Origin of the sequence: Aeromonas sp. s9 (genome assembly GCF_040907765.1) — a bacterium.
GTDB lineage: Bacteria > Pseudomonadota > Gammaproteobacteria > Enterobacterales > Aeromonadaceae > Aeromonas > Aeromonas caviae.
Map to the genome: position 1 here is coordinate 19,656 of NZ_JBFOCK010000103.1, position 17,538 is coordinate 37,193.

The following is a 17,538-nucleotide window of genomic DNA, read 5'->3' on the forward strand; positions in this document are numbered from 1 at the left end:
TCGATGTCACAAGGAAAGGGACGTCATGAAGCTGGTGTTGTTCATATGGATGGGTTGGTTGTGGCTGGCGGCCCCGGTGCATGCCGATTCCCCGCCGCAATTGCAGGCTCCCCTGGTGGCGGACGAGGGACTGGAGGGGCATCGGGCGTACCTGGACGGCCGCATGGCGCTCGGGCAGTTTGATGCCATGGACTCGTTGCTCGAGACCCTGTCGATGGGGCAGCGGGAGTTCCTGTTGTTCCAGTTGCTGGGTGAGCTCAAGTCATCGGGCGCACCGAGCCCGGCGCTGCTGGCCTGGGTGCGGGCACAAGCGGCCAAGGCGCCACAATGGCTGGTGGAAGGGAAGGTGGACGGTTTCCTGGTGCAGCTACCCGCCTATGACTTCCCCGCCGAGGCCCGGCTGGTGCTGAGCCACTGGCAGCAGCTGGCTTGGCAGGACAACTATCGCCAGTTGCTGGAGCAGGATCGCTTCGACTTCAAGCAGGTCTACTACAGCCGCAATCCCGAGCTGGCACAGCAGCAGCAGGCCCTGCTGGCGGTGCTCGATCGGCAGCCGGTATCCGTGCTGCGTCGGGAGGCGCAGCGGCTTGCCGCCCTCAATCTCTTCCTGCCGGACAACCAGTTGCTGCTGCACTTCATCGAACAGACCGGGGAGACGGCACTCTACCTCAAGCTGTGGCGTCAGCCAGTGGATCACGATAGCCTGACTGCACTGCACACCATTTCCCGCTTTTATTCAGGGCAGGAGGCGAGCGATCTGCTGATCGCCGCCAGCCAGAACAGCCGCCTGATGGTCCCCGCCCTGCACCAGCTCAGCCGCCTCTCCCCCTTGCCGGACGGGGCCCAGCAGTTCCTCCTGGCCGAACTCGGCAAGCACCAGTATGGCGGGCTGGTGGCCGGCCTGTTGTTGCAGATGGACGAGCCCAGGCTCCTGGGTCAATTGGCAAACCGGCTGACGCTTCAGGAGCGGCGACACGCCTCGTCCGTCATGAGGTTCGATACGGGTACACCGGATACGCCGCCAGGGTTATAATGCGGGACCACCTGATCCCGCTGGGGTACTTGCATGAAATACAAGGACTTGCGTGATTTTATCGCGCAGTTGGAACAAAACGGACAGCTCAGGCGCATCAGTCACGAGATAGACCCCTATCTGGAGATGACCGAGATCAGCGACCGCACCCTGCGGGCGGGCGGGCCTGCCCTGCTGTTTGAAAATCCCAAGGGCTACACCATGCCGGTGTTGACCAACCTGTTCGGTACGCCGGACCGGGTTGCCATGGGCATGGGCCAGCCCAACGTCAGCGCCCTGCGCCAGGTGGGGACCTGGCTCTCCTACCTGAAAGAGCCGGAGCCGCCTCGCGGGCTCAAGGAGCTGATGGAGAAGCTGCCCATCTTCAAGCAGGTGCTCAACATGCCGACCAAGCGGCTCTCTTCGGCCCCCTGTCAGCAGGTGGTGCTGGAAGGGGACGCGGTGGATCTGGATCAGATCCCCATCCAGCACTGCTGGCCCGGGGATGTGGCGCCCCTGGTCACCTGGGGTCTGACCATCACCCGCGGTCCCTACAAGAAGCGACAGAACCTCGGCATCTATCGCCAGCAAAAGATCGGCAAGAACAAGCTGATCATGCGCTGGCTGGATCACCGGGGTGGCGCCATCGATTTTCGCGAGTGGCAGGAGGCCCACCCGGGCGAACGCTTCCCGGTGGCGGTGGCGCTGGGCGCCGATCCGGCGACCATCCTGGGCGCGGTGACGCCGGTGCCGGACAGCCTCTCCGAATACGCCTTTGCCGGTCTGCTGCGGGGTAGCCGTACCGAGGTGGTGAAGGCGCTGAGCTGCGATCTGGAAGTGCCCGCCAGCGCCGAGATCGTGCTGGAAGGCTATCTGGAGCCGGGGGAGATGGCCCCCGAAGGGCCTTACGGCGATCACACCGGCTACTACAACGAAGTGGACGAGTTCCCGGTCTTCACCATCACCCACATGACCATGCGCCGGGATGCCATCTACCACAGCACCTACACCGGCCGTCCGCCCGATGAGCCGGCGGTGCTCGGGGTGGCGCTCAACGAGGTGTTCGTGCCGCTGTTGCAGAAGCAGTTCCCCGAGATAGTGGATTTCTACCTGCCGCCGGAGGGGTGCTCCTACCGGATGGCGGTGGTGACCATCAAGAAGCGTTACCCTGGCCACGCCAAGCGGGTGATGCTGGGAGTCTGGTCCTTCCTGCGCCAGTTCATGTACACCAAGTTCGTGATCGTCTGCGATGACGACATCAACGCCCGCGACTGGAAGGACGTGATCTGGGCCATCACCACCCGGATGGACCCGGCTCGGGACACCACCCTGATCGAGCACACCCCCATCGACTACCTGGACTTCGCCTCGCCGGTCTCCGGGCTCGGCTCCAAGATGGGGCTGGATGCCACCAACAAGTGGCCGGGGGAGAGCAACCGGGAGTGGGGTCAGCCCATCGTCCAGGACGAGGCGGTAAAGCAGAAGATCGATGCCATCTGGGACGAGCTGAAGATCCTCGACTGAGGGATCCCCGATGCGGCGCGGCCATTGTGACGCAAAAGTGCGGTATTGCCGTGCCGAATTGGGTATGCTCGACGGACCTGACCACCAACTGGTCGCCATAAAAACAGTGAAACCATGAGCGAAGCGGGCCGGGCAGGCCCCTCACAAGGACAAGAATGCAACGTATCAAGTGCCGCGTAGAGGAACTGCGCGAATATGTCGACACCATCTGGCACGTGGCGCTGGCGCCGCAGCAGGAGGTGAGCTTCAAGCCGGGCCAGTATCTGCTGGTGGTGATGAGCGATTCGGACAAGCGCCCCTTCTCCATCGCCAACTCGCCGACCCGCTCCGGCGTGCTGGAGCTGCAGATCGGTGCCACTCCCGAGAATGCCTATGCCGGTCAGGTGCTGGCCCGCATGCGCGAGCAGGGAGAGATCGAGGTCGAGCTGGCCGCCGGCAAGGCGTTCCTGCGCGACGAATCCCCCCGACCGCTGATCCTGATGGCGGGAGGCACCGGCTTCTCCTATGCCCGCGCCATCCTGGAATACCTGATCGGCAGCGGCAGCAAGCGTCCGGTGTTCCTCTACTGGGGGGTACGCCAGGCGCACTGGCTCTACGAGCTGGAGCAGATGCAGCAGTGGGAGCGCGACTATGCGCCGCTGACCTTCATTCCCGTGGTGCAGGAGCCCGAGAGCGACTGGACCGGCAGGACCGGGCTGGTGCACAAGGCCATCATGGATGACTTCGTCAGCCTGCATGACTACGACATCTATGTGGCGGGCCGCTTCGAGATGGCCGGTGCCGCGCGGGAAGAGTTCAAGGTGCTGGGCGCCGAGCCCGAGCGCATCTTCGGCGATGCCTACGAGTTTATCTGACCACGGCCAACCGCAGAGCGTCGATCTGCCCCCTTATCGTCTTGCGAGAGAAGGGGGGATGAGAAACTCGTTGTCCCCATAAAAACGACAAACCCCAGCCTGGCTGGGGTTTGTGCTATCTACGGCGGGTCACGCCGGATCATTCGCCCTTGGCAGCGAGCTGCTGCTCGAGCTGGGCCAGCTTGGCCTCGAGGGCGGTCAGCTTCTCCCGGGTGCGCAGCAGCACCTTGGTCTGCACGTCGAACTCCTCGCGGCTCACCAGATCCAGCTTGTTGAGCTGGGCCTGCAAGACCTGACGGGTCTTTTTCTCCACCTCTTCACCCATGCTGCGAATGCCGGGGGGCAGGGCGTTGTGTATCTGTTTGGCGATCTCTTCCAGTTTTTTCGGGTCGATCATGGGGGTCTCCTTAAGCAATGGCGCCATTCTACCGACAAATCGTCCCCTTTGCCGAGATCGGGGCGGCTTTTTGCGCCATGGATCCCATCGGGCTCTGGTCGGGTCTGGTTGATGCACCCTGGCTGCTACCCTGTGACACCGGGAATCAATTCCAATTCCTTGATGGTGTACACAAAAAAATCAGATCAGATGACTGACCAGAGGCTTATTAATTGTTGCGTTGCTGTTAATATGATTCGGTCGGGTTTGAACCCTACCCCGTCAGGCTCATCATGGATAACAACATAAAAGAGATAAGGATATGAAGAAAAAGCTAATTTACGCGGCCGTCGTCAGTGCGCTGCTGAGCGGTTGTGGTGGCAGTGACGACAACACAGGCGATACCTCAAGCTATCTCGATTATCTGCTGAGCGGCTCCAATGCAGTCCGACCCAGCGCCCTGGCAGCCCGTGCGACCGACGGTACCCTGAAATTCTCCACGGAAACGGCGGATCTCTCCAACCCGGTGTCCGCCCTCTCCACCCTGGATGGCTGGTCGACTACCCAGGCGATCCAGATAGTGCCGGTGACGGCCTCCGGCATCCAGGTCAAGGCGCCGGCCGCTGCTGAATTCGCAGCCTCCGTGGCACCCCTCTACCTGATGGAGCTGGAGTTTGACAGTGCGGCCCTGCGTCCGAGCGGCGTGAAAAAGGTGCTGACCTACGGAGTGGACTTCGTGGTGGCTGAGACGACCGGCAAGCTGAATCTGGTGCCGCTCAAGCCGCTCAACCCCTCTTCCTACTACATGATAGTGGCGACCGATACCCTCAAAGACAGCACGGGTGCCCCCCTGCGACCGGGGAGCGACTACAGCAACTACAAGACCAGCACCGGCAGCAACGCCCAGGAGCAGACCATCAGCGGCCTGATTGCGCTGCAGGAAGGGCTGTTCAAGGCTGCCACCGGCATCACCAGCGATCACGTGATCTTCTCCGACTGGTTCGGTACCCAGTCCGGCGCCGACGTGCTGGTGGCGGTGAAAGGGGCGGCCGCATCCGTGCTCAAGAGCCCGACCCTGGACGCCGCCGCTCTGTGGAAGCAGGACGCCCTGGGCAATACCAGCCTGCCTGGCACCTATACCCTGTCGGTGAGCGGCGGCAGCCCCTTCCTGACCCAGCTGGACGCCGAGAACTTCCTGCCCCAGGAGCAGAAGGATGCGATTGCCGCCGCTTTTGGTGACGGCACTCCACTCCACAATCTGGCCTTGGGCACCACCGTCTACAGCGGCACCGTCAAGCTGCCCTACTTCCTCTCCTCCCCGGCCACCGCCGGCTCCTGGGACAAGGCGAAGACCCAGTCCTGGCACGGTGCCATCCCCAGCCTCTACGCCATCGCGAACGCCCTGAAGGCCCAGGATGCCGAAGTGATCGGCGGCCTGGTGGGGGCGGGTGTGGATCCGGCCCTGCTGGGCGAACTCATCGCCGATCCGAGCCGCCAGGCCGAGCTGCTGGCGGAGGCGAGCAAGTTGATCGGGGTGACCCTCACCTCCGGCGGCAAGGCGCTGGATCCCGAGATGAATATCGGGCGCTTCAACCCGCTGCCGGCATTGGAAGAGGTGCAGTCCGTCCCGATGCGGATCTTCGCCGCCGCACCGCTGGCGAACATCACCGACGTGATCATCTATCAGCACGGCGTCACCTCCGTGAAGGAGAACGCCTACGCCCTGGCCCTTGGCCAGATTGGTGCCGGTGCCCAGGCGAGCAAGAACGTGGCCGTGGTGGTGATCGATCATCCGTTGCACGGTGAACGCGGCTTCGCCCTGACCGGCAGCATGGACTCGGTGACCACCTCCGACAACCCGACCCCCTACCTGAACCTGAGCTACCTGACCGTGGCCCGCGACAACCTGAAACAGAGCGTGGCGGATCTGCTGGGCCTGCGTCTGGCGGTGGGGCTGGCAAATGCCAAGGGGGCTATCGGCACTGCTGGCAGCCTCAAGGTACACTTCCTGGGTCACTCTCTGGGTGCCATCGCGGGGGCCAACCTGCTGGCGGTGGCCAACCAGTCTGTTGGCAACCCGACGGCAGACGCCCTGTTCAAGTTCGACACTGGCGGCCTGGCCATGCCGGGTGGCGGCATAGCGCCGCTGTTGCTGAACTCGCCGACTTTCGGCCCGACCATCCAGATGAGCGTGCTGACCGCTGGCAGTGCGGCCCTGAAGGCAGCCTTCACCGCCTACGCCCCGAACTGCAAGACGGCGGTGCCGACCTGCTTCGTCAACGAGTTCCTGCCGAGCCAGGATGCGGCCACCCAGGCCACGGCGGCCAGCACCCTGCAGAGCTACAGCTTCGCGGCGCAGTCGGTGCTGGATTCGGCAGACCCCATCAACCTGGGGAGCGGTATCGCGGCGGACTTCCCGCTGTTTGCCACCGAAATCGTCGGCGACGGCGCCCTGAGCCTGTCGGATCGAGTGATCCCGAACAGCATCGCCACCGCCCCCCTGGGTGGCACCGAGCCGCTGTTCAAGGTCCTGGCCCTGCAACCGCTGACCGCCACCGGCGCCGCCAACCACAGAGCGGCCCGCTTCGTGGCCGGGGGTCACAGCTCGCTGCTGGCACCGGACGAGAACTTCGATCCGACCGGCGCCGTCACCACCGAGATGCAGACCCAGTTCGGCAGCTTCTTCGCAAGTGGCGGTACCGCGGTCAAGGTGACCGACGCCAGCCTGCTCAAGCAGTAAGCCGGCCGACCAATAAAAACGCCGCCCCTTGGGGCGGCGTTTTTTTATGATAAATCGGCTCAGGCTGGCCTGTGGTGCCTGTCCAGCCAGCCCTGGGCAAGGCCGACCAGCAGGCCGACCAAATGGGCCATGTTGGCGGTGGGGGTACCGAGCATGTCCAAGAAGCCGAGCACCAGCCAGGCCAGCATGAAGCCCATCAGGGCTGGCGGCATGGCGAGGCCGCAATCCGGTTGCAGCCTGGTTCGCAGCCAGCTGTAGCCGAGCAGGGCATAGACCACCCCGGAGAGGCCGCCAAAGCGCGGGCCGCTGGCAAAGAACTCGGCGATATTGGGCAGGGCAGCCCCGACGATGAGCAGGATGAACAGCTTGCCGCTGCCGAGGCGCTGCTCTATCTGGCCACCGAGATACCACCACCACAACAGGTTGAACACCAGGTGCACCACCGAGAAGTGGATGAAGGCCGGGGTGACGTAGCGCCAGGCCTGCCAGTCGGTGAACTGGGCCAGGGTGGGGTGGAAGGCGAGCTCGTCGAAGATGGGCAGGCCGATGGCATCCAGAGCGTAGATGGCCAGGCAGGCGATGATGACCACCAGGGTCAGGGGGCCCGCCTGGTGAAGGAAATCGGTGACCGGATCCGTCATCCCCTTGCTGTAGTCGATCCGGGCATCGGCATGGCCGGATTGCCAGGAGGCCTCCATGTAGCGGGGGTGATTGGGTTCGCTCAGGAAGCGTTTGACCTCCTGCTGGGCCTGGGCGAGGCGCCGTTCGTCTGCCAGCCAGACCGAGACGCCGAGCTCGGACTGGGTCAGCTCGCACGAAATGCCCAGGGTAGCGAGATAATCCACCAGCGCCTGGGCCATGCGGGCGTCACCCAGCACCAGCAGCTGGATCATGCCGGTCGAGGAGGAACGACCCGCCTCTGTCATGCGTCCCCCGCCTGGATGGGGAACTCCCTGCGCCAGGCCTCGAAACCGCCATCCAGGCTATAGACCTCGTCATAGCCTTGTTGCAGCAGGTACTGGGCCGTCCCCTGGCTGCTGTTGCCGTGATAGCACATCACGATGACAGGGGTATCGAAGTCCACCTCGTTCATAAAGCGAACCAGGGTGCCGTTGGTGAGGTGGAAGGCGCCGACCGCGTGGGCCGTCTCGAAGGATTGGGGATCGCGAATGTCCACGAGACGGGCTTCGCCTGCGCTCAGCTTCTGGTGGGCATCATGGGCGCTGATATGGGCAAACTGGTCCATTGAGATGTCCTGAAAATGGAGGGTTGAAGGGCAGTTTACCGCAAGCGGCGGTTTGCGCTAAGTGTGCAATGGGGGCGGCATCCAGGGGATCGCAATTTTCTTCAATATCGGGCCGCCCGGGCCGGGTAGGCTCGGGCTTCCCTCAATTGAACGAGCATCATCCATGGAATTCAGTCTGCTGTTATCCATGGCCGGGTTTGCCCTGGCCATGTCCATCTCCCCGGGGCCGGTCAATCTGGTCGCCCTTGGCACCGGCGCCCGGTACGGTTTCACGGCCAGCCTGCGCCACGTGGTGGGGGCCACCCTCGGCTTCATCCTGCTGCTCCTGCTGATGGGGCTGGGTCTTGGCGGCGCCCTGTCCCGCTGGCCTGTGGCGCTGGGGGCCATTCACTGGGGCGGCGTGCTCTTTCTCGGCTGGATGGCCTGGCAGTTGCTGGTGGACAGCGGCGAGGTGGAGGAAGTGGAGGGCGTACCCCCCGCTTTCTGGTACGGGGCCTTGATGCAGTGGCTCAATCCCAAGGCCTGGCTCGCCGCCAGCATGGGGATGGGAGCCTATGGGATCGCGGGCGGCATGAGCCAGATCGCCCTCTTTACCGGCATCTATCTGGTGATCTGCCTCGGCTCCATCGCCTGCTGGGCCTATGCGGGCAGCCGATTGCAGGGGTGGCTGGTCTCTCCCCGCCGGTTGCGCTGGTTCAATCGGGCCATGGCGCTCTTGCTGCTGCTCAGCGCCGCCTATCTGGTGCGCTCGTCCTGAGGGGCGAGCTGCGCTCTGTACTGGCCCGGGGTGGCGGCCACCCGGCGTTTGAACTGGCGCTGGAAGTGGGCCTGATCGGCAAAACCGCTGGCAAGGGCCACTTCCGCCAGGGGCTGCCCCTGGCGCAGCAGGGTGCGGGCGTGGCGAATGCGCTGATCGAGCAGGTAGGCGTGGGGCGTCATGCCGTAGTGGCGGCTGAAGGTACGCACGAAGTAGGAAGGGGTAAGCCCGGCCACCGCACTCAGCTGTGCCAGGGTGAGGGCGCAGGCACTCTCGTCCTGCATCAGCTCGGCGGCTTGCTGCAGGTGCCGGGGAGGGCGGTCATCCCACTTGGCCGGGGTGAGCCTGGCCAGAAGCTGGCGGCTGAAGAGGTGGCAGGCCACTTCGCGAGCCAGGGGATCCGGCTCCGCCACCAGTTGCCGATGAAGCCGGCAGAGCCCCTGGTAGAGCAGGGGATCCCGGCTTGCGGTCATGTCGAAGGGGCGAAACGCGTTGCCGAGCCCGGCCTCCTCCTGCTGGCGCTGCAACCAGAGGTTGTCGATGTAGAACATCAGATAGGACCAGGGCTGGTCAGCGACGGGATTGCAGGCGTGCACCTCTTCCGGGTTCATCAGCACCAGGCTGCCGCGGCCGACCTCTTGCAGGCTGCGCTGGTTGAGGTAGTGGCTGTGGCCGCCGGTGATGGCACCGATGGAGAAGTGGGGGTGGCTGTGCTTGTCATAGCAGACGCGCCGGCCATCCTGCACCGCCCGCGCCTCGATGAAGGGCAGGGCGGGATCGTGCCAGAAGTGGTGCTGATCCTGCGTCGCCCGCGCACGGCTCACAATGTGCTCCTCGGCGGGGGGCTGTTCCCCTGCCGGGCTCGGGGAGCGCGGCAGGGGAAGGGTGACGATGGTTGCTGCATCCTCAGCCGCCGAGATAGGCCTGGCGGACGGCGGGGTTGGCCAGCAGGGCCTCTCCCGTGTCTTGCAGCACCACCCGGCCGTTCTCCAGCACATAGCCGCGATCCGCCAGCTTGAGCGCCTGGTTCGCGTTCTGCTCCACCAGGAAGATGGTCATCCCCTTCTGGCGCAGTTGCTCTATGGTGTCGAAGATCTGCTGGATGACGATGGGCGCGAGTCCCAGGGAGGGTTCATCCAGCAGCAGCAGGCGCGGCTTGCTCATCAGGGCGCGGCCGATGGCCAGCATCTGCTGCTCGCCGCCGGACATGGTGCCTGCCCGCTGCTCCAGCCGCTCGTGCAGGCGGGGGAACAAGGTAAATATCTGATCCAGCAGGCCGCGCTGCTCCGCCTTGTCGACGAAGAAGGCCCCCATCAGCAGGTTCTCCTCCACCGTGAGGCGGGCGAAGATGCGGCGCCCCTCCGGCACCACGGCGATGTCCTTGCGCATGATGCGGGCGGTGGTGAGAGAGTCTATCTGCTCCCCCTCGAACCAGATGGAACCGCTGCTGGGCTTGGGCTCGCCACACAGGGTCATCAGCAGAGTGGTCTTGCCGGCGCCGTTGGCGCCGATCAGGGTGACGATTTCCCCCTCTTTCACCTCGACGCTGACGTCGTGCAGCGCCTGAATTTTGCCGTAGTGGGTCGATACGTTGCGAAGTTCTAACATCTTTTTGTCCTTACGACTCGCCCAGATAGGCCTTGATCACCGCCGGATTGCTGCGGATTTCGTCCGGTTTGCCGTGGGCCAGCGGGGTGCCCTGGTTGACCACGAAGATGCGGTTGGAGATCTCCATCACCAGCTTCATATCGTGCTCGATCAGCAGCACCGAGACCCCGAACTCGTCTCGCAGGTTGGAGATGAGCTCGTTGAGCTCGTCGGTCTCCTTGGGATTGAGACCTGCGGCCGGTTCATCGAGCATCAGCAGTTCGGGCCGGGTCGCCATGCAGCGGGCGATCTCGAGGCGGCGCTGCTGGCCGTAAGCCAGGTTGCCCGCGGCGCGGTTGGCGAGATCCTTGAGGCCCACCTTCTCCAGCCAGAAGGCGGACTGCTCCAGCCCCTCTTTCTCGGCGCGGCGGAAGGAGGGGGTCTTGAACAGGCCGGCGATGAAGCCGGTATTGAGATGCCTGTGCTGGGCCACCAGCAGGTTTTCCACCGCCGTCATCTCCTTGAACAGGCGCACGTGCTGGAAAGTCCGCACTATGCCCTTGCGGGCGATGAGGTGGCCGGGCAACCCCTGGATCTCCTCACCCTTGTAGCGAATGACACCGCCACTCGGGCGATAGAAGCCGGTCAGGCAGTTGAAGATGGTGGTCTTGCCCGCCCCGTTGGGGCCGATGATGGAGATCACCTCCCCCTTTTCCACATCCAGCTTGACGCCGTTGACTGCGAGCAGGCCGCCAAAGCGCATCGACAGATCTGAGACATCCAACAATGGTTGATTGTTGCTCATTTACGCAGCTCCATATGGGGTCGACTCATGGGCAGCAGTCCCTGCGGCCGCCAGATCATCATGAATACCATCAAGAGACCGAACATCAGCATGCGATATTCGTTGAACTCGCGGGCGAGCTCCGGCAGCACCGTCATCACGATGGCCGCCAGCACGACCCCGATCTGGGATCCCATGCCTCCCAGCACCACAATCGCAAGGACGATGGCCGACTCGATGAAGACGAAGGATTCCGGGCTGATGAAGCCCTGGCGCGAGGCGAAGAAGCTGCCGGCAAAACCCGCGAAGCAGGCGCCTATGGTGAAGGCGGTCAGCTTGATGATGGTGGGGTTGAGCCCCAGGGACTTGCAGGCGATCTCGTCTTCCCGCAGCGCCTCCCAGGCACGGCCGAGCGGCATGCGCAGCAGGCGGTTGATGACGAACAGGGTCGCCACTACCAGCACCAGGGCCATCAGGTAGAGGAAGATCACCTTGTGGTTGGCGTTGTAGGCGATGCCGAAGAAGTCGTGGAAGGTGCCAAAGCCCCCATCCTTGACGGTGCGGTTGAACTCGAGCCCCCCCAGGGTCGGTTTCGGAATGCCGGAGATCCCGTTCGGACCGCCGGTCAGGGTGGTCATGTTGTTGAGCAGGATGCGGATGATCTCGCCAAAGCCCAGGGTGACGATGGCCAGGTAGTCCCCCCGCAGCCGCAGCACCGGGAACCCGAGCAGGAAGCCGAAGGTGGCCGCCAGCAGACCGGCGATGGGCAGACACTCCCAGAAGCTCAGACCGAAGTAGGTGTTGAGCAGGGCGTAGCTGTAGGCGCCGACCGCATAGAAGCCGACGTAGCCGAGGTCGAGCAGACCGGCGAGGCCCACCACCACGTTCAGTCCCAGCCCCAGCATGATGTAAATCAGGGTGAGGGTGGCCAGATCGATGGCGCCGCGAGAGGCCATGAAGGGCCAGCTCACCGCAAACAGCAGCACCAGCACGGCGGTGAGGTTATAGAGCTTGGGGGCCTCTTCGGGGCTTGGCAGCACCAGCTTGGTGAAGCCGACGGAGAAGCCGCTGATGGAGGCCTGGAACAGCCGGCTTATCTGGCCGCGCAGCATCTGGAACCAGAAGACGATGGTGGCGCCCCCCAGCAGCCAGGCCAGCGATACATCGAGGCGGCTCACCACCAGCAGGCGGGAGCCATCGGTCTCCAGCTTGAAGCCGAGCAGCCAGAAGGAGAGCACCAGCAGCACCAGGCTGGCGATGCAGGCATGGATAAATTGACGTTTCATCAGACTTTCTCCACTTCCGGACGGCCGAGAATGCCAGTGATGGTCATGAACAGCAGCACGAGGGCATGCATAGATTGGTTTTTCATACCTTCTCGACCTCCGGACGACCCAGGATGCCGGTGGGCATGAAGAGCAACACGAAGATGAGCAGGGCGAACGCCATCACATCCTTGTACTCGGTGCTGAGATAGCCCGCGGTGAGCGCTTCCACCACGCCGAGCAGCAGGCCGCCCAGCACGGCGCCGGGAATGCTGCCGATGCCGCCCAATACCGCGGCGGTGAAGGCCTTCAAGCCCGCCATGAAGCCGAGATAGGGGTTGATGACACCGTAGTACATGCCGAGCAGCACCCCCGCGACGGCGGCCAGGGCGGCCCCCAGCACGAAGGTGATGGAGATGACCACGTGGGTGTCTATCCCTAACAGGTTGGCCATCTTGATGTCTTCGGAACAGGCTCGGCAGGCACGCCCCATGCGGGAGCGGCCGATGAACTGGGTCAACGCCAGCATGGTGACGAAGGTCACCACGAAGATGATGAGCTGCATGTAGGAGAGGCTGGCCTGGAAGCCATCCTCGCCGCCGAGGGTCCAGCCCCCGGAGATCAGAGTGGGCATGGCGATGTCACGCGAGCCCTGGGCCATCCGCATCATGTTCTGCAGGAAGATCGACATGCCGATGGCGGAGATGAGGGGGATCAGGCGGTTGCCGCCCCGCAGTGGACGATAGGCCACCCGTTCTATGGACCAGCCATAGCTGCCGGTGATGATGATGCTGACCAGGAAGGCGCCCCCCAGCAGCAGCACGGTGCTGTCGATGCCCATCATCATGAGCCCGGCCATCACCATGAAGGCGACATAGGAGCCGATCATGTAGACCTCGCCGTGGGCGAAGTTGATCATGCCGATGATGCCGTAGACCATGGTGTAGCCGATGGCGATCAACGCATAGGTGCTGCCTATGGTCAATCCGTTCAGCAACTGCTGAACCAGATAAAGAAGGTGTTCGGACATACCGCGTTCCCTGTGTACTTGCCCGCAAAGAAAGGAGGGGTGACTCACGTCACCCCGACCGGCAGATTATTTGAGTTGAGTGGAGGTACCGTCGGCGTGCCACTGGAACACACCGAATTCGAAGCCTTTCAGGTCACCGTTCGGCGCCCAGGTCAGGGGGCCCATCACGGTGTCGATCGGTGCGGCCTTGATGGCGGCAGCGACGGCAGCCGGATCATCCTCGCCCGCCTTGGCGATACCGGCCGCCAGGGCCTGCATGGCGGCGTAGGTGGTCCAGACGAACGGACCGGAGGAGTCCTGACCCTTGGCCTTGAACGCTTCTACGATGGGGGCGTTGGCCGGCACCAGGTCATATTTGTTCGGCAGGGTCACCAGCAGGCCTTCGGAAGCCGGGCCGCCGATGGCGGAGATGTCCTTGTTGCCCACGCCTTCCGGACCCATGAACTTGGCCTTCAGACCCTTCTCGCCAGCCTGGCGCAGGATCAGACCCAGCTCGGGGTGGTAGCCGCCGTAGTAGACGAAGTCGACGTTCTCTTTTTGCAGCTTGGCGATCAGGGCGGAGAAGTCCTTGTCGCCGGCGGTGATGCCCTCATAGGCAACGACCTTGACGCCGGCCTTGTCCAGCGCGGCTTTCACGCTGGAGGCGATGCCTTCACCGTACTGTTTCTTGTCGTGGATGACGGCCACGCGCTGGGGTTTGACCTGCTCGATGATGTACTTGGCGGCGGTCGGGCCCTGGTCGCTGTCCAGACCGATGGTACGCAGGGTCAGCTGGTAACCGCGCTCGGTGATCTTGGGATTGGTGGAGGCGGGGGTGACCATCAGGACCCCTTCATCTTCATAGATGTCGGAGGCGGGCAGGGTGTTGTCGGAGCAGAGGTGGCCGACCACGAACTTGACGCCGTCGTTGATCACCTTGTTGGCGATGGCCACGGCCTGCTTGGGATCGCAGGCATCGTCATAGATGACGGCTTCGATCTGCTTGCCCTTGATGCCGCCCGCCTTGTTGATCTGCTCGACCGCCATCTTGCCGCCGGTGAACTGCATGTCACCGTACTGGGCGACCGGGCCGGTCAGGGGGCCGGCGATGCCGATCTTGATGGTATCGGCCGCATTGGCCATGGAAACTGATCCAAACAGAGCCAAAGAAACCGCTGCTCTGACTGCCATTTTGCTGAAGTTATGCATTGATTCGTCCCTTAATCAGTGAATTGTTTCATTTTATGCACGTCATTCCGAGCCTGTGTCCCGCCAGCCCGGCGATAGATAAGGTTCTATCATTCCTCGCCGGGCAATAACAAGATGTTAAAGATACTAACCGGAGCAGGTGTGAGAGGGGTTTTGTGAAACTAACACGCAGTTTATTGCTGTTTACTGGAGTTTAATGTCGCCAAGGTGGTGCAACATACAGATAACAAATTGTCATGGTGACAATTTCCAGAGTAAAAAACTGACGATATTTCATTCTGCGTCCGCTCTCATTTTGACCAAAATCCGTTTGCGCAAAAAGAAATGACCGCATAGATTAGCCAGCATTGATAATTCACTGGCAGCACCCGTTAAAACCAAGCCTTTATTCGGGAAATCTGCTACTGTTCCGCCTTTGTTATTCAGGAGACAGAGATGGCAACTATCAAGGATGTCGCCTCGCGCGCAGGCGTATCCATCTCCACCGTCTCACATGTACTCAATCACACCCGTCGGGTCAGCGAAGACGCAACCCAGAAAGTGCTTGAGGCGGTGGCAGAGCTGAACTACGCGCCCAACTCGGTGGCGCGCAGTCTCAAGATCAATTCGACCAAGACCATTGGCATGCTGGTGACCACCAGTGCCAACCCCTTCTTCGCGGAAGTGGTACAGGGGGTGGAAGCCTACTGCTTCGAGCAGGGTTACAGCCTGATCCTGTGCAACACCGAGAACCAGCCGCCCCGCCAGCAGCACTATCTGCGCATGCTGATGGAGAAGCGGGTCGACGGTCTGCTGGTGCTGGGGACCGATATCGACACCCAGTTCAGGGACATGCTGCGTATCCACAAAAACGTGCCGCAAGTGGTGCTGGACTGGGGCAACGAGTGCGATTTCGCCAACGTGATCAACGACAACGCCCGCATCGGCGCGCGTCTGGCGGTGCGCCATCTGCTGGAGCAGGGCCACACCAACATCGTCTGCATCACCGGCCATCTCGCCAAGCCGACTACCCAGCAACGGCTGGACGGGGTGCGCGATGCCCTGGCTGAACAGGGGATGACCCTGAAAGAAGAGCAGATCTTCGAAGGGGACTACGAGAGCCAGAGCGGCTTCGATGCCATGCAGCGCATCCTGGCCCTCACCCCTCGCCCGACCGCGGTCTTTGCCTTCGACGATCCCATGGCCATCGGTGCCATCTGCGCCGCCTGGGAGGCCGGGGTCAAGGTGCCGGACGATATCTCCATGATCGGCTATGACGACGTGGAGATGGCGCGCTTCTCCAGCCCGCCGCTCACCACCATCCGCCACCCCAAGGCCGAGCTCGGCCTGCTGGCGGTGCAGCAACTGGTGAGCCGGATCCGCAACAAGGAGCTGGAAGTGGAGTCCATGACGGTGCAGCCCGAGCTCATCGTCCGCCGCTCGGTCAAGTCCCTGCGCTGACGGCGCCACGGGTGCCATGAACAAGAAACCCCCTCGCCAGCGAGGGGGTTTCTGTTTTTGGGCCCCTCTCGTATCTGGGGGCGTCAGGCCTTGAGACCGAGCCGCCTGGCGAGGCGGTGCAGGTTGCCGCCGTCCAGATCCAGCGCCCGGGCGGTGGCGGCCCAGTTGCCGTCATGGGCCGTCAGGGTCTGCTCGATGAGCTGGCGCTGGAACAGATCGGTGGCGGCGCGAAGGCCGAGGCCGGCAATGGCCGGGGAGGTGGGCTGGCTGACGGTGTCGGCGGGCAGGGATGAGCCCGTCGGCCCCAGGTTGAAGTGGTGGGGCTCCAGGGTCGGCGAGGGGCTGCCCTGTTCGGCCCTGGCCAGCACGGCGGCGCGGTGGATGGCGTGCTCCAGCTCCCGCACGTTGCCGGGCCAGTCGTGGCGCTCGAGCAGTTGCAGCGCCTGTGGCTGGATACGCAGCTGCTCCAGCCCCAGGCCGAGCCGGCAGCGCTCGCAAAAGTAACCGGCCAGCAGGGGAATGTCGCCCGGACGTTCCCGCAGTGCCGGGGCGTGGATCGGGAAGACGCTCAGCCGGTGGTAGAGGTCGGCCCGAAACTGCCCCTCGACCACCGCCTGTTTCAGATCCCGGTTGGTGGCCGCCAGGATGCGCACATTCACCTTGAGCGGGGTGTCGTCACCGATCCGCTGCAGATCGCCGTATTGCAGCACCCGCAGCAGCTTGGCCTGCAGCGCCAGGGAGAGCTCCCCTATCTCGTCGAGAAACAGAGTGCCCTTGTCCGCGAGCTCGAACTTGCCCGCCCGATTGTGGATGGCGCCGGTGAAGGCCCCCTTCACGTGGCCGAACAGCTCGCTCTCGGCCACGGATTCGGGCAGGGCGGCGCAGTTGAGGTAGACCAGGGGGGCATGGGCGCGGGGCGAGCCGCCATGCACCGCCTTGGCGATCAGCTCCTTGCCGACCCCGGTCTCCCCCAAAATCAGCACGTTCAGCTCGGAGCTTGCCACCACGTCTATCTCGTGGCGCAACCGGGCCATGGCGGGGGAGCGGCCAATCATCTCGGGCTGGCCCGGCCCATTCTGGGTGGAGGGAGCGAGGGGTTCGCTGCTCTGGCGGGCGAGCCGCTCCAGCAGCAGGGCGTTGTCGAGGGCGGCGGCGGCCAGAGCCCCCACCAGCCGCAGCTCCTCGTCGCTGATGCCGTCGAACTGGGTCGGGTTCATGCCGTCTATGGTCAGGGCGCCGATCAGCGCCTGATCCGAGAAGAGCGGCAGGCCGACGCAGGCGTGCACCTTGAAGTCGTCGTGATCCGGCAGCAGGCCGTCATAGGGGTCGGGCAGGGCGCTGTCGGCAGGGAAGCGCACCACATCCCCGGCGCGGGCGATGGCCTCGAGGCGCGGGTGATCCTTGAGGGCGAAGCGGCGCCCCAGCACGTCCTGCATCAGGCCGTCGATGGCCAGCGGGATGAACTGGCCCCCCTCGTAGCGCAGCAGGGCCGAGGCATCCGAGTTCAGCAGGCTGCGCACGCTCTGGATCAGGCGGTGGAAGCGGTCCTGATGGGAGATGCCGAGTTGCAGGTCGAGGGCGATGCGCGCCAGGCTGTCGGTCGAGATCACGATAATTGTCCAAATGACAGTATGTTTGTGATTTTGACTATAAAGGTGTGGTGTCTTAATGACAACGAGTGATGTGCGAAGCCATTAAAAACAATGGGTTACAATTTGGCACGTCCGCTGCAATA

Annotated in this window: 16 protein-coding genes; 6 read left to right on the plus strand and 10 right to left on the minus strand. The window is 63.4% G+C overall.

Features of this window, described 5'->3' with window-relative positions:
- Positions 1-25: 25 nt before the first annotated feature.
- The 3 genes from AB5Y54_RS19800 to fre all read left to right on the plus strand — a co-directional run bounded on the left by AB5Y54_RS19800 (position 26) and on the right by fre (position 3,390).
- Positions 26-1,033, plus strand: a complete 1,008-nt coding sequence (locus AB5Y54_RS19800) for a hypothetical protein (RefSeq protein WP_049636362.1) — start codon at positions 26-28, stop codon at positions 1,031-1,033.
- 33 nt (positions 1,034-1,066) lie between these two features.
- Complete coding sequence (gene ubiD / locus AB5Y54_RS19805) at positions 1,067-2,536, plus strand: 4-hydroxy-3-polyprenylbenzoate decarboxylase (RefSeq protein WP_049636363.1); 1,470 nt, start codon at positions 1,067-1,069, stop codon at positions 2,534-2,536.
- Between the two features lie 155 nt (positions 2,537-2,691).
- The gene (fre, locus tag AB5Y54_RS19810; RefSeq protein WP_010672373.1) at positions 2,692-3,390 is read left to right on the plus strand and encodes an NAD(P)H-flavin reductase; all 699 of its coding nucleotides are present in this window, start codon (positions 2,692-2,694) and stop codon (positions 3,388-3,390) included.
- A gap of 139 nt (positions 3,391-3,529) precedes the next feature.
- Here the strand turns inward: fre and AB5Y54_RS19815 are convergent, their stop codons facing one another.
- Positions 3,530-3,787 carry an accessory factor UbiK family protein gene (locus AB5Y54_RS19815; protein ID WP_010672374.1) on the minus strand — a complete coding sequence of 86 codons (258 nt, stop codon included), beginning with the start codon at positions 3,785-3,787 and terminating at the stop codon, positions 3,530-3,532.
- Between the two features lie 301 nt (positions 3,788-4,088).
- Here AB5Y54_RS19815 and AB5Y54_RS19820 point away from each other — a divergent pair, with 301 nt between their 5' ends.
- Positions 4,089-6,506, plus strand: coding sequence for a VolA/Pla-1 family phospholipase (locus tag AB5Y54_RS19820; RefSeq protein ID WP_048209332.1), 2,418 nt, complete (start codon positions 4,089-4,091; stop codon positions 6,504-6,506).
- Between the two features lie 59 nt (positions 6,507-6,565).
- Here AB5Y54_RS19820 and glpG read toward each other — a convergent pair whose 3' ends face one another.
- Together glpG and glpE are read right to left on the minus strand one after the other, a co-directional pair.
- Positions 6,566-7,399 (minus strand): rhomboid family intramembrane serine protease GlpG, encoded by an 834-nt coding sequence (glpG, locus tag AB5Y54_RS19825; RefSeq protein WP_368154232.1) that lies wholly within the window; start codon positions 7,397-7,399, stop codon positions 6,566-6,568.
- A gap of 29 nt (positions 7,400-7,428) precedes the next feature.
- Complete coding sequence (gene glpE / locus AB5Y54_RS19830; protein ID WP_368154224.1) at positions 7,429-7,752, minus strand: thiosulfate sulfurtransferase GlpE; 324 nt, start codon at positions 7,750-7,752, stop codon at positions 7,429-7,431.
- Positions 7,753-7,915: 163 nt separating this feature from the next.
- Here glpE and AB5Y54_RS19835 point away from each other — a divergent pair, with 163 nt between their 5' ends.
- Positions 7,916-8,509 carry a LysE family translocator gene (locus tag AB5Y54_RS19835; RefSeq protein WP_010672378.1) on the plus strand — a complete coding sequence of 198 codons (594 nt, stop codon included), beginning with the start codon at positions 7,916-7,918 and terminating at the stop codon, positions 8,507-8,509.
- Here the strand turns inward: AB5Y54_RS19835 and AB5Y54_RS19840 are convergent.
- The 6 genes from AB5Y54_RS19840 to AB5Y54_RS19865 all read right to left on the minus strand — a co-directional run bounded on the left by AB5Y54_RS19840 (position 8,488) and on the right by AB5Y54_RS19865 (position 14,363).
- The gene (locus AB5Y54_RS19840; protein WP_049636364.1) at positions 8,488-9,333 is read right to left on the minus strand and encodes an AraC family transcriptional regulator; all 846 of its coding nucleotides are present in this window, start codon (positions 9,331-9,333) and stop codon (positions 8,488-8,490) included. The two genes, AB5Y54_RS19835 and AB5Y54_RS19840, sit on opposite strands and share 22 nt — an antisense overlap.
- 82 nt (positions 9,334-9,415) lie before the next feature.
- Positions 9,416-10,117, minus strand: a complete 702-nt coding sequence (locus AB5Y54_RS19845) for an ABC transporter ATP-binding protein (RefSeq protein ID WP_010672380.1) — start codon at positions 10,115-10,117, stop codon at positions 9,416-9,418.
- A gap of 10 nt (positions 10,118-10,127) precedes the next feature.
- Entirely contained in the window at positions 10,128-10,901 is a 774-nt protein-coding gene (gene livG / locus AB5Y54_RS19850) for a high-affinity branched-chain amino acid ABC transporter ATP-binding protein LivG (RefSeq protein WP_010672381.1), read from the minus strand.
- Positions 10,898-12,166 carry a high-affinity branched-chain amino acid ABC transporter permease LivM gene (locus AB5Y54_RS19855; RefSeq protein WP_039041002.1) on the minus strand — a complete coding sequence of 423 codons (1,269 nt, stop codon included), beginning with the start codon at positions 12,164-12,166 and terminating at the stop codon, positions 10,898-10,900. Before AB5Y54_RS19855 ends, livG begins: the two co-directional genes overlap by 4 nt.
- 82 nt (positions 12,167-12,248) lie before the next feature.
- A complete protein-coding gene (gene livH, locus AB5Y54_RS19860) occupies positions 12,249-13,175 on the minus strand; it encodes a high-affinity branched-chain amino acid ABC transporter permease LivH (protein ID WP_010672383.1) in 927 nt (308 codons plus the stop codon).
- Positions 13,176-13,241: 66 nt separating this feature from the next.
- Positions 13,242-14,363 carry a branched-chain amino acid ABC transporter substrate-binding protein gene (locus AB5Y54_RS19865; RefSeq protein WP_039041003.1) on the minus strand — a complete coding sequence of 374 codons (1,122 nt, stop codon included), beginning with the start codon at positions 14,361-14,363 and terminating at the stop codon, positions 13,242-13,244.
- A 435-nt stretch (positions 14,364-14,798) separates the two neighbouring features.
- Here AB5Y54_RS19865 and AB5Y54_RS19870 point away from each other — a divergent pair, with 435 nt between their 5' ends.
- Positions 14,799-15,803: a substrate-binding domain-containing protein gene (locus AB5Y54_RS19870; protein WP_010672385.1), complete on the plus strand. Its 1,005-nt coding sequence runs from the start codon at positions 14,799-14,801 to the stop codon at positions 15,801-15,803.
- 83 nt (positions 15,804-15,886) lie between these two features.
- Here the strand turns inward: AB5Y54_RS19870 and norR are convergent, their stop codons facing one another.
- Positions 15,887-17,413, minus strand: a complete 1,527-nt coding sequence (gene norR, locus AB5Y54_RS19875) for a nitric oxide reductase transcriptional regulator NorR (RefSeq protein WP_114523031.1) — start codon at positions 17,411-17,413, stop codon at positions 15,887-15,889.
- Positions 17,414-17,538: the final 125 nt, after the last annotated feature.

Coding starts and splice junctions, on each gene's coding strand:
- AB5Y54_RS19800 (WP_049636362.1), top strand. CDS start 26: ATGAAGCTGGTGTTGTTCATATGGATGGGTTGGTTGTGGCTGGCGGCC.
- ubiD (WP_049636363.1), top strand. CDS start 1,067: ATGAAATACAAGGACTTGCGTGATTTTATCGCGCAGTTGGAACAAAAC.
- fre (WP_010672373.1), top strand. CDS start 2,692: ATGCAACGTATCAAGTGCCGCGTAGAGGAACTGCGCGAATATGTCGAC.
- AB5Y54_RS19815 (WP_010672374.1), bottom strand. CDS start 3,787: ATGATCGACCCGAAAAAACTGGAAGAGATCGCCAAACAGATACACAAC.
- AB5Y54_RS19820 (WP_048209332.1), top strand. CDS start 4,089: ATGAAGAAAAAGCTAATTTACGCGGCCGTCGTCAGTGCGCTGCTGAGC.
- glpG (WP_368154232.1), bottom strand. CDS start 7,399: ATGATCCAGCTGCTGGTGCTGGGTGACGCCCGCATGGCCCAGGCGCTG.
- glpE (WP_368154224.1), bottom strand. CDS start 7,752: ATGGACCAGTTTGCCCATATCAGCGCCCATGATGCCCACCAGAAGCTG.
- AB5Y54_RS19835 (WP_010672378.1), top strand. CDS start 7,916: ATGGAATTCAGTCTGCTGTTATCCATGGCCGGGTTTGCCCTGGCCATG.
- AB5Y54_RS19845 (WP_010672380.1), bottom strand. CDS start 10,117: ATGTTAGAACTTCGCAACGTATCGACCCACTACGGCAAAATTCAGGCG.
- livG (WP_010672381.1), bottom strand. CDS start 10,901: ATGAGCAACAATCAACCATTGTTGGATGTCTCAGATCTGTCGATGCGC.
- AB5Y54_RS19855 (WP_039041002.1), bottom strand. CDS start 12,166: ATGAAACGTCAATTTATCCATGCCTGCATCGCCAGCCTGGTGCTGCTG.
- livH (WP_010672383.1), bottom strand. CDS start 13,175: ATGTCCGAACACCTTCTTTATCTGGTTCAGCAGTTGCTGAACGGATTG.
- AB5Y54_RS19865 (WP_039041003.1), bottom strand. CDS start 14,363: ATGCATAACTTCAGCAAAATGGCAGTCAGAGCAGCGGTTTCTTTGGCT.
- AB5Y54_RS19870 (WP_010672385.1), top strand. CDS start 14,799: ATGGCAACTATCAAGGATGTCGCCTCGCGCGCAGGCGTATCCATCTCC.